This is a genomic window from Sphingomonas sp. (genome assembly GCF_019242355.1).
Classification (GTDB): domain Bacteria; phylum Pseudomonadota; class Alphaproteobacteria; order Sphingomonadales; family Sphingomonadaceae; genus Sphingomicrobium.
On record NZ_JAFAVR010000272.1, the window covers coordinates 1 to 13,891 of the forward strand.

General features: G+C 65.2%; 11 protein-coding genes and 1 pseudogene. 3 read left to right on the forward strand and 9 right to left on the reverse strand.

The features are described from left to right. The 4 genes and pseudogenes from JOZ79_RS13095 to JOZ79_RS13110 form a co-directional block, all read right to left on the reverse strand. Positions 1-330: pseudogene (locus JOZ79_RS13095) on the reverse strand (F0F1 ATP synthase subunit beta); the annotation flags it as partial. 27 nt (positions 331-357) lie between these two features. Beyond that, positions 358-1,242 (reverse strand): F0F1 ATP synthase subunit gamma, encoded by an 885-nt coding sequence (locus JOZ79_RS13100; protein WP_294074964.1) that lies wholly within the window; start codon positions 1,240-1,242, stop codon positions 358-360. A gap of 17 nt (positions 1,243-1,259) precedes the next feature. Then, complete coding sequence (gene atpA, locus JOZ79_RS13105) at positions 1,260-2,789, reverse strand: F0F1 ATP synthase subunit alpha (protein WP_294074967.1); 1,530 nt, start codon at positions 2,787-2,789, stop codon at positions 1,260-1,262. 8 nt (positions 2,790-2,797) lie between these two features. Beyond that, entirely contained in the window at positions 2,798-3,352 is a 555-nt protein-coding gene (locus JOZ79_RS13110; RefSeq protein ID WP_294074969.1) for a F0F1 ATP synthase subunit delta, read from the reverse strand. 206 nt (positions 3,353-3,558) lie between these two features. Here JOZ79_RS13110 and JOZ79_RS13115 point away from each other — a divergent pair, with 206 nt between their 5' ends. After that, a complete protein-coding gene (locus JOZ79_RS13115; RefSeq protein ID WP_294074972.1) occupies positions 3,559-4,623 on the forward strand; it encodes a methylated-DNA--[protein]-cysteine S-methyltransferase in 1,065 nt (354 codons plus the stop codon). Between the two features lie 51 nt (positions 4,624-4,674). Beyond that, positions 4,675-5,589 carry a type II CAAX endopeptidase family protein gene (locus JOZ79_RS13120; RefSeq protein ID WP_294074974.1) on the forward strand — a complete coding sequence of 305 codons (915 nt, stop codon included), beginning with the start codon at positions 4,675-4,677 and terminating at the stop codon, positions 5,587-5,589. Here the strand turns inward: JOZ79_RS13120 and JOZ79_RS13125 are convergent. Together JOZ79_RS13125 and JOZ79_RS13130 are read right to left on the reverse strand one after the other, a co-directional pair. Then, complete coding sequence (locus JOZ79_RS13125) at positions 5,574-7,085, reverse strand: hypothetical protein (protein WP_294074976.1); 1,512 nt, start codon at positions 7,083-7,085, stop codon at positions 5,574-5,576. The genes JOZ79_RS13120 and JOZ79_RS13125 overlap by 16 nt on opposite strands. Positions 7,086-7,191: 106 nt before the next feature. Then, positions 7,192-9,360 (reverse strand): primosomal protein N', encoded by a 2,169-nt coding sequence (locus JOZ79_RS13130; RefSeq protein ID WP_294074978.1) that lies wholly within the window; start codon positions 9,358-9,360, stop codon positions 7,192-7,194. Positions 9,361-9,707: 347 nt separating this feature from the next. Here JOZ79_RS13130 and JOZ79_RS13135 point away from each other — a divergent pair, with 347 nt between their 5' ends. Next, the gene (locus JOZ79_RS13135) at positions 9,708-11,612 is read left to right on the forward strand and encodes a TIR domain-containing protein (protein WP_294074981.1); all 1,905 of its coding nucleotides are present in this window, start codon (positions 9,708-9,710) and stop codon (positions 11,610-11,612) included. Positions 11,613-11,667: 55 nt separating this feature from the next. Here JOZ79_RS13135 and JOZ79_RS13140 read toward each other — a convergent pair whose 3' ends face one another. From JOZ79_RS13140 to JOZ79_RS13150, 3 genes are all read right to left on the reverse strand, one after another. Beyond that, positions 11,668-12,540 (reverse strand): DUF2306 domain-containing protein, encoded by an 873-nt coding sequence (locus JOZ79_RS13140; RefSeq protein ID WP_294074983.1) that lies wholly within the window; start codon positions 12,538-12,540, stop codon positions 11,668-11,670. 61 nt (positions 12,541-12,601) lie between these two features. Further along, positions 12,602-13,381, reverse strand: a complete 780-nt coding sequence (gene purC / locus JOZ79_RS13145) for a phosphoribosylaminoimidazolesuccinocarboxamide synthase (protein ID WP_294074985.1) — start codon at positions 13,379-13,381, stop codon at positions 12,602-12,604. Between the two features lie 75 nt (positions 13,382-13,456). Next, the coding region (locus JOZ79_RS13150; RefSeq protein ID WP_294074988.1) for an insulinase family protein at positions 13,457-13,891 on the reverse strand (435 nt) is incomplete at its 5' end.

A 13,891-nucleotide genomic window follows, 5' to 3' on the forward strand; every position in this document is an offset into this window, starting at 1 on the left:
GTCGACCGGCTCGCCGACGACGTTGACGATGCGGCCGAGCGTCGCCGGACCGACCGGCACCGAGATCGGCGCGCCGGTGTCGACCGCTTCCTGGCCGCGGACCAGGCCGTCGCTCGAATCCATCGCGATGGTGCGGACCGTGTTCTCGCCGAGGTGCTGGGCGACCTCGAGGACGAGGCGGTTGCCGCCATTCTCGGTCTCGAGCGCGGACAGGATCGGCGGCAGCTCGCCGTCGAAAGCGACGTCGACGACGGCGCCGATGACCTGCGCGACGCGGCCGGTGAGGTTGCTCGTCTGCGGAGCGTTGAGGGTGTCAGCGGCGGTGGCCATGTCTGTCTTCCTTGCCTTCGTATCGGGTTAGAGCGCTTCGGCGCCCGAGATGATTTCGACCAGTTCGGTCGTGATCGCGGCCTGGCGGCTGCGGTTGTACTGGATGGTGAGGCGGTTGATCATGTCGCCGGCGTTGCGCGTCGCATTGTCCATCGCGGTCATCTGCGAGCCGTAGAAGCCGGCCTGATTCTCGAGTAGCGCGCGATAGATCTGCACCGCGATGTTGCGCGGGATCAGGTCGGCGAGGATCTCTTCCTCGTCGGGCTCATATTCGACGGCGGCCAGCGACACCGCAGCACCGCCTTCGGCCGTTGACGGGGCAGGGACCGGGATGATCTGGTCGATCGTCGGTTCCTGGACAAGCGTCGAGCGGAAGTTCGCATAGGCGAGGTGAACGACGTCAATGCCGTCAGTCACGTAGCGGTCGACGATGTCCTTCGCGATCGCCTGCGCGTCGGCGTAGCTCGGCGCCTTCATCTCGCTGGTGTCGAACTGGGCGATGATCGACTTCGGGTAGAAGCGCTGCAGCACGGGCCGGCCCTTGCGGCCGACGATATAGAACAGCACCGTCTTGCCCTGCGCGGTCAGCTCGTCGGCGAACCGCCGGGCGGCACGAACGACGTTCGTGTTGAACGCACCCGCGAGTCCGCGGTCGCTGGTCGCGACGATGATGAGATGCGTGTCGTCCTTGCCTGTGCCCGACAGCAGCTTCGGGCTTTGCGGGCCCGGCGTAATGCGCCCGGCAAGCGAGCCGACGACGTCGGTCATTCGCGCCGAATAGGGCCGCCCGGACTCCGCGCGCTGCTGGGCACGGCGCAGCTTCGCCGCGGCGACCATCTTCATCGCCTTGGTGATCTTCTGCGTCGACTTCACCGAGCCGATGCGGAGCTTGAGTGCCTTGAGGCTCGCCATGGATTGCTACGCCGTCCTTAAACGAACTGCTTGCCGAACGCGGTGAGCGCGTCCTTCAGGGCAGCGGCGGTGTCGTCGTCGAGCGCCTTGGTATCGCGGATCTTGGCGAGCACTTCCGGCTTGTCCGAGCGCAGGTAGCTCAACATTGCCGCTTCGTAGCGGGTCACGTCGCGCACCTCGACTGTGTCGAGGAAGCCCTGCGTTCCCGCGTAGATCGAGGCGACCTGCTCCTCGACCGGCATCGGCTGATACTGGCCCTGCTTGAGGAGCTCGGTGAGGCGCGCGCCACGGGCCAGCAGGCGCTGGGTCGAGGCGTCGAGATCCGCGCCGAACTGGGCGAATGCGGCCATTTCACGATACTGAGCGAGCTCCAGCTTGATCGAGCCGGCGACCTTCTTCATCGCCTTGGTCTGCGCGGCCGAGCCGACACGGCTGACCGACAGGCCGACGTTAATCGCCGGGCGGATGCCCTGGTAGAAGAGGTCGGTCTCGAGGAAGATCTGTCCGTCGGTGATCGAGATGACGTTGGTCGGGATGTAGGCCGAAACGTCGCCCGCCTGCGTCTCGATGACCGGGAGCGCGGTCAGCGACCCGGAGCCGAGGCTGTCGTTCATCTTGGCTGCGCGCTCGAGCAGGCGGCTGTGTAGGTAGAAGACGTCGCCCGGATAAGCTTCGCGGCCCGGCGGACGGCGCAGCAGCAGCGACATCTGGCGGTAGGCGACGGCCTGCTTCGAAAGGTCGTCGTAAACGATGACGGCGTGCATGCCGTTGTCGCGGAAATATTCGCCCATTGCGCAGCCGGTGTAGGGCGCGAGGAACTGCAGCGGCGCCGGTTCGGAGGCGGTCGCGGCGACGACGATGGAATATTCCATCGCGCCATTCTCTTCGAGCGCGCGGACGATCTGAGCGACGGTCGAGCGCTTCTGCCCGACCGCGACGTAGATGCAGTAGAGCTTGTCCTTCTCGTCGTTTCCGGCGTTGGCCTGCTTCTGGTTGATGAAGGTGTCGAGGGCGACGGCGGTCTTGCCGGTCTGGCGGTCGCCGATGATCAGTTCGCGCTGGCCGCGGCCGATCGGGACGAGGGCGTCGAGCGCCTTGAGACCGGTCTGCACCGGCTCGTGCACCGACTTCCTCGGGATGATGCCGGGCGCCTTGACCTCGACGCGGCGGCGCTCGGTGGCCTCGATGGGCCCCTTGCCGTCGATCGGGTTGCCAAGCGCGTCGACGACGCGGCCAAGCAGGCCCTTGCCGATCGGAACGTCGACGATGGTGCCGGTCCGCTTGACGGTCGAGCCCTCGGAAATCTCGGCATCCGAACCGAAGATCACGACGCCGACGTTATCGGCCTCGAGGTTGAGCGCCATGCCCTTGGTGCCATTCTCGAACTCGACCATCTCGCCGGCCTGGACGTTGTCGAGGCCGTAGATGCGGGCGATGCCGTCGCCGACCGACAGCACGGTGCCGACTTCCGAGACCTCGGCTTCGGCGTCGAAATTCGCGATCTGGTCGCGGATGACGCGGGAGATTTCAGCGGCGCGGATATCCATGGTGTTGCTTAGCCTTTCATCGCGGAAGCGAGACGGTTGAGTTTGGTGCGGATGGAGGCGTCGATGCGCTGGCTGCCCAGCTTGACGACGATTCCGCCGAGGATTGCGGGGTCGACGCTCATGTCGAGATTGACGTCGCGGCCGGCGCGGGTGCGAAGCTGCTGCTTCAGCTGTGCGACCTGGTCGTCGTTGAGCGGCCGCGCGGTCACGATTTCGGCCGTCGTCTCGCCGCGATGCTCGGCGGCCAGGCGGCGGAATGCGCGGATGACGGAGCGGAGCTCGCCCTTGCGGCCGTTGCGGGCGAGGACGCCGACGAAATTCGCCGTGACCGGATCGAGCGAGAGCTGTGGAGCGAGCGCTGCGAATGCCTTGCCGGCCTCCTCGCGCGAAACCAGCGGGCTCGACACCAGCTCGTCGAAGTCCTTCGAATCGGCGAGGGCCTGATCGAGCGCATCGAGGCTGCGGCCGACGCTGTCGATCTGCCGTTGATCGCGCGCCAGGTCGAACAGGGCCGACGCGTAGCGCCCTGCTAAGCTGGCCCGAATGCCGCCGGATGTCTCCACGCGCGAAAAGCTCCAGAACTTTGAAGTGCCCCGCCCCCATGCGAAGAACGGAGCGAAAAAATGGGGCGCTTGTCGAGGCTTACCCCGCACGCCCCCATGGGTTGGCGCGCCCGTAGCAAGGGGTGCGCGGCGATGCAAGGCGGCTGCTCGGTTTGACCGCAAGCTGACGGATGCGGGCGGACCGAACCTCGCGCTATAAGAGCACCATGTCGAGTGAACTTATGGACAGCGACGCCGCGTGGGCCGCCTTCGAGCGGCGTGACCGCGCCTGGGACGGCAAGATCATCGGAGCGGTGAGAAGCACTGGCATCTACTGCAAGCCAAGCTGCCCGGCGCGACGACCGAAACGCGAGAATGTTGAGTTCTTCGCATCTGGCGAGGAGGCCCGGGCAGCCGGCTATCGCGCCTGCATGCGCTGCACGCCCGATGAGATCGGCCGCGACCGGGAAGCGATCGCGATCGCCATTAGGCTCATCGAGCAATCGGAGGAGACGATGAACCTCGACGAGCTCGCGGCCGCCGTCGGCTACGCCCCCCATCACTTTCAGCGCCTGTTCAAACGCGACCTCGGCATCTCGCCCGCGGGATATGCACGGGCTCTGCGCAACCGCCGCGGCGAGGCGGCACTGAAGGCCGAAGGACGAGTGACCGACGCGGTCTACGATGCCGGCTATGCCGCGCCGAGCGGCTTTTACAGCGATGCGAAGGAGAGGCTTGGAATGACACCATCGGCATGGCGCGACGGCGGGCGCGGGGCAATCATCCGCTGGACGATCGTCGACAGCGCGCTCGGGCCGATGCTGGTTGCGGCCACGTCGAAGGGCATCTGCCGGCTGACGTTCGACGATAGCGTCGGCTCGCTGCGACTCCTGTTCCCGAGGGCCGAGATCATTGAGGATGACGGTTCGATGCGGGATCTCGTCCAGGGCGCACTGGCGGCAGTCGAACAGCCGAACGCCGCTCATGACCTGCCGATCGACGTCGCGGGCACGGCCTTCCAGGAGGCGGTTTGGAGCGAGCTCCGCAAAATCCCGCCGGGCGAGACCCGCAGCTACGCTCAGATCGCGGCGGCAATCGGCCAGCCGACGGCGGTTCGAGCGGTCGGGTCGGCCAATGGCGACAACCATGTCGCAGTGCTGATCCCCTGTCACCGCGTGATCCGCAGCGACGGCTCGCTCGGCGGCTATGCCGGCGGGCTCGACCGGAAGCGGCAACTGCTCGCGGCCGAGGGCCATGTGCCAGCGGCGCCGGAGTTGCCGCTGGTCGAATAGCCGCTTGCGTGACTTCCGGACTTGGGCTCAATCCGGAACCAGGGGGCTGCGATGACCGGATTGATCGAGCGAAGTGTCGCAGAGCAGCGGCCGACGTGGAAGCGGATCGTCCAGTTTCCACTGGTCGCGATGGTGATCGCGATCCTTGTCGTACTGTTATGCTTCACGGCGTGCGTGCTTCTTGCGGAATTCGTTCTGCCGGCGATCCCGGGTTTCTCGCAGGAGATGAAGTTCGACCTGATCGCCATGATCTTGCTGGTCGCTGCCTACCTCTTGGTCATTCGCCGTCTCGGTAGATATCCACGGAACGATTATCGCGATCCAGCGGCGCTTCGCCGGCTCGGCCTCGGGCTGTTCGGCGGACTGGCGATCTTTTCCGCGTCGGTGGCCGTTGCCGCTCTTCTGGGCGTCTACCGGATCACGGGCGAGGGCGATTTCAGCGGCCTGCTGCCAGCCCTGACCGCCTCTGCGATCTTCCCCGCAATCAATGAAGAGATGTTGTTCCGAGGCATCCTGTTCCGCTGGATCGAGGAATTCGGCGGCAGCTGGTTGGCGCTGTTCGTAACGTCCGGCTTGTTCGGCGCCGCCCACCTGATGAACCCAAACGCCTCCCCTATCGCGGCCGTCGGCATCGCCTTCGAAGCCGGAGTGATGCTCGGCGCAGCCTACATGCTGACCCGGAGCTTATGGCTGCCGATGGGCCTGCACGCGGCCTGGAACTTCGCCCAGGGCGAGATCTGGGACATTCCGGTGTCGGGCACCAAGGTCCACGGCATCGTTGTCGCCCGCCTTGCAGGCGATCCGCTGCTTACCGGCAACGGCTTCGGTCTCGAGGCGTCACTGATCTGCATCGTCGTCGCGACCCTGTTCGGCCTGTGGCTGCTGTGGCTCGCGATCCGGAAGGGCGAGCTGAAACGGCCGATGTGGTCCCGCGAGAACCGCCTGGCGTCTCAATCGTCGTCGTAGAGCTTCTCCGCCGCCTGCCAGGCCACGATTGCCTGTGGGATGTTCTTGGCGTCGATCTGATCCAGAATCTTGCGGACCGCATCGTGAGACTTGCCGGCGTGAGGGCTATAGGCAAGCGGCAGCAGAACTTCCCGGGCATCCGCCGGCCGATTGCCCTTCAGGAACGCGCCCACCGCCTCGAGCCGTAGCTTGGCGTCCTGCGGCGCTAGCAGAATTGCGTACTTAAGGCCGTCGATCGCATTGCTCGTCGGCTGTTGGTTCGCAGCGCTATAGCTTCGGAAGAACAGGATCAGGGGTTGCGCATCCTCGACGTCCATGCGGTTCGCGGTGCTGAGAACCGTCCGCACGCCGTTCCAGTCCGCAGTCGTCGGATTCGCCTTGGCGATGTTCATCAGGGCTTCGCCCTTGGCAAGTTCGGCCTGCTCTGATCGCGGATCGAGCTTGAGCGCCGTATCGGCATCCCTCGCGGCCGCATCATATTGCTTGGCCGAATTCTCGATCTGGGCGAGCAACGTCGCGGCCTGGGCATCGGCCGGATAGCGCTGGACCACGGATCGCGCCCGGCCCACCAGCGTCGGCGCCGTGTATCGTTTTCCCTCGCGAGCGAACCTGATCTTCGTGTCCATCAGTTCGGCCATTGCCGGGCTTAGCGGGCGCACTTCGATCGGCGGCAGGTGCAGGGCGGACGCTGGGATCGTTGCGACCGTGAACTTGTCCGCCTTGAAATAGGCGTTCAGCTCCCTATCGAGCTGATTCAGGTCCCCGAACGCATCCGTGGCGGCCTGGAGTGCCGGCTTGCCGGCGGAGATTTCGTCGATGTATTTCGACAATTGCCCACGCCGCTTGAGATCGAACGACAGGAGGTGCGTGAGAAGCCAACCTCGACCGTAAAGCGACTCGAACTGAAGCTCGTCGAGTGTCGTATAGTCGCCTGCCAGCATTCGAGGGAGCGAAAGCCCGCCCATGCCCTGGTCATAAAGGACTTCCGCCCGATATCTTGGCGGTAGACCTAGGGTGACGCCTCCATTGCTCTCGAAGCGCGGCACGGCGAAGAACTCGGCGAATCCTTCGACGAGCCAGGTCGGCAGCGGCCGATCCGTGTCCTCGAGCATCAGATGGTGCGTATATTCGTGGAAGAAGATGGACTCGGCGCTGAGTTCGTAGGTTCCCACTTCGCCGGCGCGCGGGACGAACGCCACTGAGCCGGTGGCGCGCGGCACGTAAAAGCCGGCGACTCCGGAGTCGCGATCTCCGTAAATGTTCCGGATTGCCGCGATATCGCGCAGGACATAGACGGTGACCTGGGTTGATGCGCCCGCATCCACGTCCGGGGTGCCGCGCGCCTGGCGAACGGCGGCATCGAAACGTTCCAGCTTGGTCGCGAAGGCTTTTAGGTCGTCGGGACTCTCGTCGGCATAGACATGAAAATGCTTGCTGATGGCTTCATTCCATGTCGCGGCGGCAGGTGCCGACCAGATCGACGCAACGATCGCCAATGATGCTACCCAACCAATTCGCATGAAGTCCCCCAATCGTCCCCGAGCAAGCAGAGAGACTAATCGCCCGTGCGCGGCGCGCAAGCAGCTGTTTCGCAAGACTTTGTCAAAGGAAGCTATAGGGATCGACGTCCACGCTGACCCGGACCCGGCTGCTCCAGGCGTTGGCGGCGAGCCAGTCGCGGATCACGTCCTGGACATCGAGGCTCCGGCGGGCGTGGACCAGCAGTCGCTGCCGGTGGCGGCCACGAAGCATGGCGAGCGGCGCCGGCGCAGGTCCGTAGACAGCCATGCCTTCGACCTCGGGCGCGGAGTGGCCGATGCGGCGGGCAACTTCTTCGGTCTCGAGCGCATCCTCGGCCGAGACGACGATCGCCGCGAGCCGGCCGAAGGGAGGCATTGCGGCTTCGCGACGGGCATCGGTCTCGGCTGAATAAAACCCGGCGACATCGCCTGACACCAGCGCGGCGATGACGGGAGCGTCGGGATCGTGGGTCTGGACGAGGACGCGCCCCGGCTTGTCCCCACGGCCCGCTCTCCCGGCCACCTGCTGGATCTGCTGGAAGCTGCGCTCCGCTGCGCGCAGGTCGCCGCCAGCCAGACCGAGATCGGCATCAACCACGCCGACCAGGGTCAGGTTGGGAAAGTGATAGCCCTTGGTGATGAGCTGGGTGCCGACGACGATGTCGATCGCGCCCGCGTCCATCGCGCCGACGAACTCCGCGGCCTTCAGCGGCGACCAGATCGTATCGGAAGTGACAATCGCCGTTCGCGCCCCCGGGAACAGCGCGGCGACCTCGTCCGCGATGCGCTCCACGCCGGGTCCGCAGGGAACGAGGCTGTCCTCGGTGCCGCACTCCGGGCAGGCCTTGGGCGGCGGCATGACGTGCCCGCAATGGTGGCAGGCGAGGCGGTGCATCAGTCGGTGCTCGACCATCCAGGCCGTGCAGTTCGGGCATTGGAAGCGGTGGCCGCAGTGACGGCACAAGGTCAGCGGGGCGAAGCCGCGGCGGTTCAGGAACAGCAGTGACTGCTCGCTGCGCTGAAGGTTCGCCTCCAACTCCCGCACCAGTCCGGGTGCTAGCCAGCGTCCGCGCGGCGGCGGGTCCTGGGTGAGGTCGATGGCGCGCATCTCGGGCAAAGACGCGCCGGCGAACCGCTGCGGCAAGCTGACCTCGCGATAACGACCTGCCTCGACCATGTGTCGGCTTTCGATCGCAGGCGTGGCCGAGGAGAGGATGACCGGGATGTCCTCGAACAGGCCCCGCATCACGGCAGTGTCGCGGGCATGATATTGCACGCCTTCCTCCTGCTTAAAGGTCGGCTCGTGCGCCTCGTCGACGACGATCAGGCCGAGGTTGGGGTAGGGTAGGAAGAGGGCGGATCGCGCTCCCACCGTAACGGCGGCCTCCCCGCTGGCGATCCCTCGCCATGCCCGGCGGCGCTCCGACGAGCGCAGGCCCGAATGCCAGGCAACGGGCGCGCAGCCGAAGCGGCTCTCGAAGCGCTTGAGGAAGGGCTCGGTCAGCGCGATCTCTGGGAGGAGGACGAGGGCCTGTTTCCCTTGGCGGAGGCATAGGGCGATGGCTTCGAAATAGACTTCGGTCTTGCCGGAGCCGGTGACGCCGTCGAGCAGGACGGGGTCGAAGCCCTTGCCGACGGCGGCGGCGAGCGAAACCGCCGCCTCGCGCTGGTCGTCGTTAAGGTTGGGCGGCGCGAAGTCAGGGTCGGGGCAGGCGAGCGCGCGGTCCGCGTCGACCGCCACGGCTTCAAGTGCTCCGGCATTGGCAAGGCCGCGCATCACGGTGTCGCTGACGCCGGCATGGTCAGCAAGCTCGCGGATTGTGCCCTGGCGGCCCGCGAGCTGGCCGAGGGCCTGCTCGCGCTGCGGCGTCAGTCGGCTGGGAATCAGGCCGGTTGGCCGGTACTCGGTGAGCTGGCGCGGGCCGTCCAGCGCGGCCGATGAGGGCAGGACCATGCGTAGCACCGAGGCGAGCGGACTGAGGTAATAATCGGCAGTCCATTCGCAAAGCCGGCGCAAGGGCGGAGCGATGGGGCGGACGTCGAGAACGCCTGCAAGCGGACGCAGGCGATTGTCGCCGACTTCTTCGGTCTTCAGCCGATCAGCCTCCCAGGCGACGCCGAGCAACTGGCGAGGCCCAAGGGGCGCGATGACGACCGAGCCCGGCTCGACCCGCATGCCGTCGGGCACGCGGTAATCGAGCGGCCCAAGCGCCGAGTTCATCGTCACGACGCGGGCCCGCTTCAGTCTCATTTCGGTCGAAACGCAGCGAATGTGGCGGCCCTACACCCGCGTCCGCACGAGCTTGCTCGCATGGCCTGTTTTCGGCGCAGAATCTCGAAGTCCCGGCTGCAGATCATCGTCGCGCTTAAGCACAAGCAGGCTGCGAAAGGACAGTGATGTTCTGCATTCCACATCGTGCCGGCTTGCAGGACAGCTCTCGCGGTGCATCCGCCCCGGGCAGGAAGTGGTGATATGGCCTGCGGTCGTTTGGGCTTCTCATTCGGGCTGATATTTTTTACATTTTTGCGCTTAGCCGGGGGCAAGCCGTGACTGATCCGGGCCGTGTAGCGATCGAAGAGAGCCGAAGACCGCGGCCTGTGTTCATTAGCTATGCGACCGCTGATCGCAAGCAGGCGCTGGCCGTATGCAAGGCCGTTGAACGCCGGGGCACGCAGTGCTGGATTTCGACCCGCGACGTCGCTCCTGGCGAAAACTACCAGGAAGCGATCGTACGCTCCCTCAGACAAGCGCCCGCCCTCGTCCTGGTGTTTTCGAAAGCCGCCAACACCAGCGACGAAATCAAGAAGGAACTATCGCTCGCCAGCCGCTTCCGGGTGCCCGTGATCGCCCTGAGGATTGAAGACGTCGAGCCCAGCGACGCATTCGCCTATGAGCTTTCGACCCGCCAATGGATCGAAGCCTCCAAAGGATTGGAGAGGTCGATCGACTCTCTGGTCAGCCGCGTCGAGGAGCTTTCGCGCGACGACGCCGGCGACGAGTCCGCTCGCGCCGTGGCCACCGCGCGCGCTCTCCGCCGCACATCTGTTCACGGACGTCATCGGCTGGCGATAGCCGGGGGACTGTCTTTGTTGGTGATCGCCGCGGGAGCCTGGTGGTGGCTTCGTCCGTCCTCCGCGGCAGCACATAGCATGACGGTGCGCCTGGCCGACTTTCGATCCTTGTCGCCTGTCCTGCCCGTAACCCTCCACGAAGCGATTGGCACGGAAATCATCGCCGCCTTTAACGCCGATGGAGTCATCGGCGTTTCGACTGCCTCCGCGGCATCAGGCGGCTCCGGACCAGCGTATGCGCTCGGCGGGACGATCAATCGCATTGGCAACACGATCCGAGTGATCACCCAGTTCAAGAACGAGAGATCGGGGGTGATCCTTTGGTCGGACAGCAAGGATTATCCGGCAAGTGAGCTGGCGAAAGTGCCCCACCGGATCGCGGTCGATGCGGGCACCGTTGTCCGTTGCGGACTGTTCGGGACCTCAACCTATCACAAGGCGCTGCCAGACTCAGTTCTGAGCAATTACATGCAATATTGTCAGGAATATTGGGCCTATGGAGGGAGCAAGACACTGCTTCCGGCCCAAAGGGTCGTTGCTGCGGTCCCCGACTTCTCCTGGGGATGGTCCGCCGTGGCGAACGGGTTCATGCAGGCGGTGGCGGCCGGGGCCGGGAACGCGGCGGAATTGCGCACGTCAGGCCTCCAGGCTGAAGCCAGAGCGCTCGCCCTCGATCCGAAAAACAGCGAGGCCCTGGCTCATAAGGCTTATCTGATCGACCCCCACGACTGGCCGAGCCAGGAAGCCTTGTTCAAGAGCGCAATCGCCGCGAAGCCGCTCGACTGCGGCTGCGAGCATTACGGCTATGGCCTGACATTGAGCCAGGTTGGACGTCTTGACGAGGCTGTCGAACAGTTCCGCGCCGCGACGGACATGCTTTCCCTCTGGCCAGACTCGCAAATCTCCCTGGCGACGACACTTATTGCGACAGGCGATGCCGGCGAGGCGAAGTCGCATATCGATACCGCAATCGAGCTCAGCGAAGATCCGATGCTCGCACAATCCCTCGCAATCGCCGAGGGCACCGAGACGGGTGATTATGCGCAGGCCATCGCCGCTCTTCGGGATCCGCGGTTTCATATGCCCGAAGCCGAGCGGGGCGCTTTGCTTGCAGGTTATCAGGCGCTGGCATCGGGCGATCCCAAAGAGAAGGGCAAGGCGATCCACGCGCTGCTGCCGCTTGCGACGGACGAACAAAGAGAAACGGTCGCGACGATGTTGGGGGCTCTCGGCGCAAGCCACGAGGCCCTGCTCGCCGCGGGGGAGAGGCCCTGGCTATTCTGGCACCGCAGCATGCGCGGATCCTTGAACGATCCGAGCTTTCCGGCGGTCGTGAAGCATCTCGGCCTCGTCAGCTACTGGAAAGCCACGCATACCAAGCCCGATGTTTGCGGAGGCGCCGACGCGCCAGCCTTCTGTCGAATGATTTGAGTGCCAGTTCTTGCACGAGTCTTCGTCCGCAATCGGTCGAATGGGGCCCGGAGCGCTAGAGCGGTGCTCCGGTGATGCCGCTGACCATCCCGGGACCCCAATAGTTGGCCGTGAAATAGGTCGTTGCGGTGACGACGAAGGCGGTGGCGCCGAGGAGGACGGCGCAGGCGCCGGCCTTCGTGGCGTTGCTGCCGGAGCCGCTGCGCGAGCGGATGAACAGTTCGGCGACGGCGAGGTTTGGCAGGTAGAAGAAGAAAGTCATCACATGGTCGAACAGGCCATGGAAGCTGGTCGTGTGACCGGCGCGTCCGATCGCCATGAACCAGAAGGCATATTCCATTCGGTAGAGCCAGGAACCGACCACGAGCGCGAACAGGCGGATCGCCCAGGCGCGGTGGGTTTCGAGGCGCCGGGCGCGGGCATGGACGTAGCTCACCATGGCGGCAGTGACGACCAGAGCGCCATAGAGGCCGAAGCCGGTGCTCATCACTGGGCCGCCGACCGTGCCGTTCGCAAGGATGAAGGTGAGGCCGCCGGCACCGGCGATGCCCGCTGACAGGACATAGAGACGGCCGAGCCAGCGGTGGAAGGCAGGGACCGCGCGACGAATCCCGCCGATGAGCTGGATCGGCCCAAGGATCAGGAGCAGGCCGCCCGCAAGGAAGTGGAAGCCGATGCCGGCCGTCGCCGCCGGAGCGTTGACAGGATGCAGATGATCAAGCGACTCGTTCCAGCGGTCGAGCGCGCCATGTGCAGCCGCTCCGCCGAAGAAAAGCAGGATGTAAAGGCCGAACAGGGCGCCGCTGACCCAGGTCGCGGCGGCAAGGCTCCAGCCGGTCCAGCGGACGGCGGTGACTAACCAGCTGTCACCCTGGCCTTGAGCCTGGGCCTGCCTGTCTAGCTTCAGGAATGCCGACTCGTCCCCCACATGCACAGGAAGGAAGAAGGCAGCCCCCGGGTCAAGTCCGCGCTAGCCGATGCAGTCGGCCTTACTTGCCCCGTTTCTTCCTGTGGCTGTCGAGGTCGAGAACCGCGGATTCCTCCTCCGGCTGGAGCAAGCCGAGCCGCCGCGCGACTTCCTGGTAGGCTTCCTCGACTCCGCCAAGATCCTGCCGGAAGCGGTCCTTGTCGAGCTTCTGGTTGGTTTTGATGTCCCACAGCCGGCAGCCGTCGGGGCTGATCTCGTCCGCGAGGATAACCCGAGCATAGTCGCCGTCCCAGACGCGCCCGAACTCGAGCTTGAAGTCGATGAGGCGAATTCCGATCGCCGCGAACATGCCCGAAAGGAAGTCGTTCACGCGGATCGCCATGTCGGCGATGTCGTTCATTTCCTCCTGGGTCGCCCAGCCGAAGCAGGCGATATGTTCGTCGGCGATCATGGGGTCGCCGAGCGCATCGTCCTTGTAATAATATTCGATGATCGTGCGGGGGAGTTGCGTGCCTTCCTCGATCCCGAGGCGCTTGGAAAGCGAGCCGGCGGCGACATTGCGGATCACGACCTCGATCGGGATGATCTCGACCTGGCGGATCAGCTGCTCACGCATGTTGAGGCGGCGGATGAAGTGGGTGGGGACGCCGATCGCCGCGAGCGAGGTGAAGATATGCTCGGAAATGCGGTTGTTGATGACGCCCTTGCCGCTGATCGTCCCGCGCTTCTGCGCGTTGAACGCCGTCGCGTCGTCCTTGAAATACTGGATCAGGGTTCCGGGCTCGGGACCCTCGTAGAGGATCTTAGCCTTGCCCTCGTAGATCTGGCGGCGGCGAGCCATCGGCTGAGCATCACTCCAACAGGAACTGGAAGGAGCGGGCCTATAGGCGAGCCGCCGCGCTATCGCAATTGACCGTCAGCGCGATGCGGTCGTCACGGCCTTGCTGCTGACGATCCGCACGTCTTGCACCTGGTCGGGACGCAGATATTTCCGGGCGAGCGCCTGGAGGTCGGCCGGGGTCGTAGACTGGAGCAGGCTCTTCAGCTGGCGGATGCGATCGAGCCGATCCGGCTTGCTCTGCGCCCTTGCAAGTACCGTCAGCCAGAACCCGTTGTCCCGCATCGCCTGATCCGCCTTGTCGAGGTCGGGGTTGCGGGCGCGGTCCAGCAAATCCGAACTGATGGGCTTGTCGCGAAGCTCGGCCGCGGCGTCGGCGATCGCCTTTTGCACCTCATCGACCTTGCCGGGCGCGACCACCGCCGCGACGGACAGATAACCGTAGCCAGTGAAGGTGGAGGACTGATTGCTGGCGACATTGACGCCGTAGCTGTCGCCCAGCCGCTCGCGAAC

Bases quoted from the DNA above. Each gene is read 5' to 3' on its own strand.
- JOZ79_RS13120 (WP_294074974.1), top strand. From the start codon at position 4,675: ATGACCGGATTGATCGAGCGAAGTGTCGCAGAGCAGCGGCCGACGTGG.
- atpA (WP_294074967.1), bottom strand. From the start codon at position 2,789: ATGGATATCCGCGCCGCTGAAATCTCCCGCGTCATCCGCGACCAGATC.
- JOZ79_RS13130 (WP_294074978.1), bottom strand. From the start codon at position 9,360: ATGAGACTGAAGCGGGCCCGCGTCGTGACGATGAACTCGGCGCTTGGG.
- purC (WP_294074985.1), bottom strand. From the start codon at position 13,381: ATGGCTCGCCGCCGCCAGATCTACGAGGGCAAGGCTAAGATCCTCTAC.
- JOZ79_RS13115 (WP_294074972.1), top strand. From the start codon at position 3,559: ATGTCGAGTGAACTTATGGACAGCGACGCCGCGTGGGCCGCCTTCGAG.
- JOZ79_RS13100 (WP_294074964.1), bottom strand. From the start codon at position 1,242: ATGGCGAGCCTCAAGGCACTCAAGCTCCGCATCGGCTCGGTGAAGTCG.